The following is a 6,843-nucleotide window of genomic DNA, read 5'->3' as shown; positions in this document are numbered from 1 at the left end:
CGACAGCAGGGCCGCCGTCTGCGCCAGCGCTTCGATCATCAGCACGCCGGGCATGACCGGCTTGTGCGGGAAATGGCCCTGGAAGAACTCTTCGTTGACCGTCACGTTCTTGATGGCGGTGATGGTTCTGTTCGCTTCCCAGTCCAGCACGCGGTCGACCAGCAGCAGCGGATAGCGGTGCGGCAGCAGCGATTTGATGGCGAGAATATCGAGGGTCTTTTTCTCAGTACTCATTTTTCGTCTTGCGTGGTCAGTGTTTTAACTGTTTTTTCAAGCGCGCGGATCTTCTCGCGCATGCTCGACAGGTTCCGCACGATGGCGGCGCTCTTTTCCCAGTCGGCGTTCTTGGCCAGCGGATAAAAACCCGTGTACTGGCCCGGCTCCGCGATCGAACGCGAGACCATGCTGCCCGAGCCCACGTGGACGCGGTCGGCAATCGTCAAATGGCCCAGCACCATGGCGGCGCCGCCAAAGGTGCAGTACTTGCCGATGATGGCGCTGCCAGCCACGCCGACGCAGCCGGCCATGGCCGTGTGTGCGCCGATATGGCAGTTGTGGCCGATCTGGATCTGGTTATCGAGCTTGACGCCATCTTCGATGATGGTGTCGGCCAGTGCGCCGCGGTCGATGGTGGTGTTGGCGCCGATATCGACATCGTCACCGATCACCACCCTGCCCGTCTGCGGAATCTTGATATACACGCCGCCTTCGTTGGCGAAACCGAAGCCGTCGGTGCCGATCACGGCGCCCGAATGGATGATGCCGCGCTGGCCGATCACGCAGCGCGCGTGGAAGGTCACGTTGGCGAACAGCTGGGTACCGGCGCCGATGACGGCGTCGCGGCCAATCACGCAGCCGGCGCCGATGACGCACCCGGCGCCGATCACGGCACCCGCTTCGATCACGGCGCGCGGCCCGACCGAAGCAGTGGCATCGACCTGCGCGCCATCATCGACGGTGGCGCTGGCGTGGATGCCCACGGGTGCCTTGATCTCGGCCAGGGCGGCGAAATACTGCGCCGCGCGCGCGAAATACACATAGGGATTCGGGGTGACGATGCGCGCGCCGGCGTAGTCGGCGCCGATCAGCGCGTCGTCGGCCGGCGTGAGTATCAGCGCGCAAGCGCCGCTCTGGGCCGCCTGTGCGCGAAATTTGCTATTGCTGAGAAAGCTGATGTGCGAAGCGCCGGCGTCGGCCAGCGGTGCGATGCCTGAAACTTCCAGGTTGGGATCGCCCGCCAATTGTCCGCCGAAGCGTTCGACCAATTCTCCTAGTCGAGTGCCCATCTCATTACCTCTATTCTAATGTTACTTGTCCAGCGCCTTCAAAACCTTGTCGGTAATGTCGATGCGCGGGCTGGCCCACAGGGCTTCCTGCAGCACGATGTCATATCCTTCGATATGCGCCATCTGCTGGATGATGGTGTTGGCTTTTTCCGCGATGGCGCTGCGCTCTTCGTTCGTGCGCTGGCTCAGGTCTTCGCGGAACTCGCGCTGGCGGCGCTGCAATTCCTTGTCCAGCTCGAAAAACTCGCGCTGGCGCTTGGCGCGCTCCGCCTCGCTCAGGGTCGGCATGTCCTTTTCCAAGGCTTCGTTGGCCACCTTGAAGCGGGCCGCCAGTTCCTGCACGGCTTTTTCGCGCGAGCGGAACTCTTCGGCCAGCTTGGCGCTGGCCAGCTTGGCCAGCCTCGATTCGTTATAAATACGTTCGCTGCTGATCCAGGCGATCTTCGACTCCTGAGCCTGCGCCTGCACCGGCAACAGCGAACTCCAGCACAATGCGATCACGGCAAGGGTCTTGGGCAGGGTAGCGGATGCGGTGTTCATGATACTCCATGGTCAAAAGGTAAAAGCTGTCGCCCAGGTTCAGATGGCCGGTTAGAAACCGGTGCCCATCTGGAACTGGAAGCGCTCCAGGCGGTCCGTCGGCTTGGCGTTCAGCGGCTTGGCGTAGCTCAGCTTGAGCGGGCCCACCGGCGAAATCCAGCTGATGCCCAAGCCAGCAGAATAGCGCAATTGCGAAATCCGCATTTTTTCGCCTTCCTGGTAGACCTGGCCGCCGTCAAGGAAACCGAACCAGCGCAAGCTGCGGTCATTGCCCGAACCGGGGAATGGCATCTGCAGTTCCGCGTTACCGATCAGGCGCGAAGCGCCGCCCAGTGCATCGTTGGTGCTCGGTTCGACCGCGCCCAGCGAGGAACTCAGGTAGCCGCGCACCGAACCGATACCGCCGCCGTAGAAGTTCTTGAAGACCGGATACACGTGCTTGCCGATGCCGTGGCCATAATCGATCTCGCCCTTCAGCGCCAGGGTGACCTTGCTGAACAGCGGACGGAAATACTGGTGCTCATAAATGGCACGGAAGTATTTCTGGTCGCCGATCAGGTCAGCCTCCAGGTTGACGCGCTGGTAGCGGCCGATCGATGGCGTCAGGGCGCTGTCGCGGCTGTCGCGCTGCCATGCCGCCGTCAGCGGGATGGAATTCGTCGTGGCCGAACCGATACCGTCAGACGGGCCGCCATTATCGATCACGTACTGCTTGAAGCGGATCGGGCTGGTGATATCGGTTTCGATGCGCGAACGCTCGGCGCCGATGCCGAAGAAGACGGTGTCGACTTCCGAGAACGGTACGCCGAAACTGACGCGGCCACCGGTCTGCTTGATCTTGTAGCTGCCGATGTTCAGCGCCGGCGGTTCCGTCGTACGCAGGTAGACTTCAAAGCTGCGCGAAATGCCATCGTCCGTGTAGTACGGATTGGTCTGCGAAAACGCGATGGTGCGGCTGTAATGGCTGGTATTGAGTTCGATGCCGACCGTGTTGCCGCTACCGGCGAAGTTGGCTTGCGAAATCGATGCCGACAGGGTGAACTTCTCCGATTGCGAAAAAGCGCCGCCGATCAGGAAGTTACCGGTTGGTTTTTCCACCACCGTGACGTTGACGTCAACCTGGTCGGTCGTGCCCTGCGCTTCCGGCGTGTCGATGGTCACGTCCTTGAAGTAGCCAAGGCGGTCGACACGGTCGCGCGACAGCTTGATCTTGTTGCTGTCGTACCAGGACGATTCGAACTGGCGGAATTCGCGGCGGATGACTTCATCGCGCGTGGTGGTGTTGCCGGCGATATTCATGTGGCGCACGTACACGCGCTTGCCCGGATCGATGAAGAAGGTGAAACCGACTTCATGCTTTTCGCGGTTGATTTCCGGATTGGCGTTGACGTTGGCAAACGCATAGCCGAACGTGGCCAGGCGGTCCTGGATACGCTTGTTCGTTGCCGTCAGGCGCGCGCCCGAGTAGATTTCGCCTTCGCGCATCAGGTTCAGGGCTTTCAGCTCTTCTTCGCGGCCGAACATCTCGCCTTCGAACTTGGTGCCGGCGATCTTGTACTTTTCACCTTCGGTGATGTTGATCGTCAGGTAGATATCTTTTTTATCGGGCGTGATCGACACTTGCGTCGAGTCGACCTGCATCTCGATATAGCCGCGGTCCAGGTAGTAGGACTTGAGCGACTCGATGTCGCCCGTCAGCTTGGTCTTCGAATACTGGTCGGCCTTGGTGTACCAGCTGAACCAGCCGCCCGTGTTCAGGGCTAGCTGATCGCGCAGTTCCTTGTCCGTGAAAGCCTTGTTGCCGACGATGTTGATCTGCTTGATGCGGGCCACGTCGCCCTCGTCGACGGCGAACACGACGTTCACGCGGTTGCGCTCGATCGGCGTGACGGTGGTGGTGATCTTCACGCCGTACAAACCATGCGACAGGTACTGGCGCTTGAGTTCCTGTTCCGCGCGATCGACGGACGCCTTGTCGAAAATCTTGGCTTCGCCGACGCCGATTTCCTTCAGCGCCTTGACCAGCACGTCCTTTTCAAATTCCTTGGTGCCCGTGAATTCCACGGTCGCGATGGCCGGACGTTCCTCGACCAGTACCACCAGCACGTCGCCATCGGCTTCCAGGCGCACATCCTTGAACATGCCCGTCGCATACAGGGCCTTGATGGCGGCAACGCTCTTCTCGTCGGAGAACGTTTCGCCGACCCGCACCGGCAGGTAGGCAAACACGGTGCCCGCTTCAGTACGCTGGATCCCTTCGACCCGGATGTCCTTGACAGTAAATGGCTGGACGGCCAGCGCGTGGCCGGAACAAATGGCCATGACGGCGGCGCCGATCAGGCTGCGGCGAAAGGAAGGCAAGGCAAAACGAGCAGAATGTAATTTCATTGGGGTTATTCAATGGGTAAATCAATGGACAACATACACAAAAGATTGCTTGTGCGACTCACGCAATGGCATCAACCACCGCCCTAATTCAGCAATCGCAACACGTCATTAAAGACGGCAAGCACCATCAAGGTCAGCAACAAACCGATCCCCAGGCGCTGGGCAATCTCGCCTACGCGCTCCGGCAAGGGGCGTCCGGTCAAAACTTCCAGCGAATAATACAGCAAATGCCCGCCATCCAGAACAGGAATGGGTAGCAAATTCATCACGCCCAGACTGATACTGATGAAGGCAATGAAGCTCAGGTAGCTTACCAGGCCGATGCGCGCCGTCTGGCCCGCGTAATCGGCAATGGTAATGGGCCCCGTCACATTTTTCAGCGACACCTGGCCGGTGATCATTTTACCCAGCATTTTCAGGCTCATGACGCTGGTATCCCAGACCTTGGTGGACGCCTTGCCCACAGCAGAGAACGGTCCCGATGCCACGGTGATCATATCCGGCACCTGTCCCAGCTTTGCCTGTATCTTACCAACTGTTACAGCTCCCTCCGCCCCGGCGCCCGGCACGGCGTCCGGCGTAATGGGCAAGGTCAGGTCCTGGCCCTGGCGCAAGAGCTGCAATTGCAAGGTCCGGCCCGGTGCCTGGCTCAGGGTGGCGATGACGGCCGCCACGTCGTGCACGGGCTGTTCGTCGATGGCGAGAATCTGGTCGTTTTTCTGCAGGCCGGCGCGCGCGGCGGCGCCATCGGGCATGATTTCCATCAGCGTGGGCGCGGAACGGGCCAGGGTGAGGCCCAGCTTGCCCAGCACGTCGCCTTCCAGATCCGTCTCCGTCAGGCTGGCCGTCGGCAAGGTCGCTTCCTGCTGGCCACGGTCGGGACGGCGTACTTCGATGCGCGCCGGCTGCTTGTCGAGGGTGGCCTGGATCAGTTCCCAGCGCAGCTCGGACCAGCTGGCCACGGGCTTGCCATTGACGGTTTCCACCGTATCGCCGCTGCGCAAGCCGGCCGTGTATGCCGGCGTCTGCTCGGCCACGGGGCCGAGTTTACTCGAGGGCTCTTCGATGCCATGCATGAACAGGCCCGCGTACAGCACGATGGCGACGAGGAAATTGGCCAGCGGGCCGGCGGCCACGATGGCGATGCGGCGCCACACGCTCTGGCGCGTGAATTCGCGGCGCAATTCGCTTTCCGGCAAGTCGCTGAGGTCTTGCGCGCGGCTGTCGAGCATGCTGACATAGCCGCCCAGCGGCAGTGCGGAAATCGCCCATTCCGTCTGATCCTTGCCAAACTTGCGCGAATACACCACTTTTCCCATGCCGATCGAGAAACGCAGCACTTTTACGCCGCACCAGCGCGCCACCAGATAGTGGCCCAGCTCGTGCAAGGTAATCAGTGAACCGAGCGCGACGATAAAGGCCAGCAAGGTGGTGATGAGCGTCATGCAGCCAGCCTTTGGGCGATATACGCTTGCGCGGCCACTCTGGCCACGCGGTCCTGCTCCAGCACGGCCTCGATGCTCGAAGCGGCGCCGTGCGGCACCGTGTCGTTCACGTGCGCGATAACCCGGTCGATCTGGCGGAAGCCGATCCGTTCGTCAAGGAACGCTTGCACGGCCACTTCATTGGCCGCGTTGAGCAAAGCCGGCGCGGTGCCGCCCGCGCGCAAGGCGTCGAAGGCCAGCGCCAGACAGGGGAAACGGCGGAAATCGGGACGTTCGAACTGCAGGGTCGCCACTTGGGCCAGATCCAGCTGCGCCACGCCGGAAGCGATGCGCTGCGGATACGCCAGCGCATGGGCGATCGGCGTGCGCATGTCCGGATTGCCCAGCTGGGCCAGCACGGAACCGTCGATGTACGAGACCATCGAATGGATCACGCTTTGCGGGTGGATCAGCACTTCGATCTGGTCCGCCGGCGCGCCGAACAGCCAGTGCGCCTCGATCACTTCCAGACCCTTGTTCATCATGGTGGCCGAATCGACGGAAATCTTGCGTCCCATGGCCCAGGTCGGATGCTTGCACGCCTGGTCCGGCGTGACCGTGTCGAGCGTCTCGACGTCGCGCGTGAGGAAGGGGCCGCCTGACGCCGTCAGCACGATCTTTGCGACGCCCGCAGCGCCAGGTGCGCGGCCATGCGCGTGCGGCATGCATTGGAAGATGGCGTTGTGTTCGCTGTCGATCGGCAGCAGCACGGCGCCATTGTCATGCACGGCATCGATGAACAACTGGCCGGACATGACCAGCGCTTCTTTATTGGCCAGCAATACTTTCTTGCCGGCACGCGCCGCCGCCAGGGTGGGCGCCAGGCCGGCCGCGCCGACGATGGCCGCCATCACGCCCGTCACCTGCGGCGCGCTGGCGATGGCGCACAGGGCGTCCACGCCGTACTCGACTTGCGTATCGACGCCCTGCCCGCGCAGCAAGCGCGTCAGTTCAAGGGCGGCGTCCGCCGTGCCGACGACGGCGCGCTGGGGACGGAATTGCAGGCACTGGGCGGCCAGTTCGGCTACGCGGCTGTGCGCGCTCAGCGCATACACGCTGTATTGCTCGGGATGACGCGCGAGCACGTCCAGGGTGGACACGCCGATCGAGCCGGTCGCGCCAAGGATGGTGATGTATTGCATGAG

6 protein-coding genes are annotated in these 6,843 nt (G+C 61.9%); all 6 read right to left on the bottom strand.

Annotation, left to right across the window (positions count from 1 at the left end):
• The coding region (gene fabZ / locus GYK42_RS26170) for a 3-hydroxyacyl-ACP dehydratase FabZ (protein WP_166449871.1) at nucleotides 1–234 on the bottom strand (234 nt) is incomplete at its 3' end.
• A complete protein-coding gene (lpxD, locus tag GYK42_RS26165; RefSeq protein WP_166449870.1) occupies nucleotides 231–1,286 on the bottom strand; it encodes a UDP-3-O-(3-hydroxymyristoyl)glucosamine N-acyltransferase in 1,056 nt (351 codons plus the stop codon). The genes fabZ and lpxD, both read right to left, overlap by 4 nt.
• Nucleotides 1,287–1,307: 21 nt before the next feature.
• Nucleotides 1,308–1,826, bottom strand: a complete 519-nt coding sequence (locus tag GYK42_RS26160; protein ID WP_046684967.1) for an OmpH family outer membrane protein — start codon at nucleotides 1,824–1,826, stop codon at nucleotides 1,308–1,310.
• Nucleotides 1,827–1,877: 51 nt separating this feature from the next.
• Complete coding sequence (gene bamA / locus GYK42_RS26155) at nucleotides 1,878–4,214, bottom strand: outer membrane protein assembly factor BamA (protein ID WP_046684966.1); 2,337 nt, start codon at nucleotides 4,212–4,214, stop codon at nucleotides 1,878–1,880.
• Between the two features lie 83 nt (nucleotides 4,215–4,297).
• Entirely contained in the window at nucleotides 4,298–5,659 is a 1,362-nt protein-coding gene (gene rseP, locus GYK42_RS26150; RefSeq protein ID WP_166449869.1) for an RIP metalloprotease RseP, read from the bottom strand.
• Nucleotides 5,656–6,840: a 1-deoxy-D-xylulose-5-phosphate reductoisomerase gene (ispC, locus tag GYK42_RS26145; protein ID WP_166449868.1), complete on the bottom strand. Its 1,185-nt coding sequence runs from the start codon at nucleotides 6,838–6,840 to the stop codon at nucleotides 5,656–5,658. Before ispC ends, rseP begins: the two co-directional genes overlap by 4 nt.
• Nucleotides 6,841–6,843 lie beyond the last annotated feature (3 nt).

The organism is Janthinobacterium lividum (assembly GCF_011601275.1).
Lineage (GTDB): Bacteria > Pseudomonadota > Gammaproteobacteria > Burkholderiales > Burkholderiaceae_D > Janthinobacterium > Janthinobacterium lividum_E.
The sequence above is the reverse complement of the archived record's forward strand: the minus strand, read 5'-3'. Positions and strand labels throughout refer to the sequence as shown.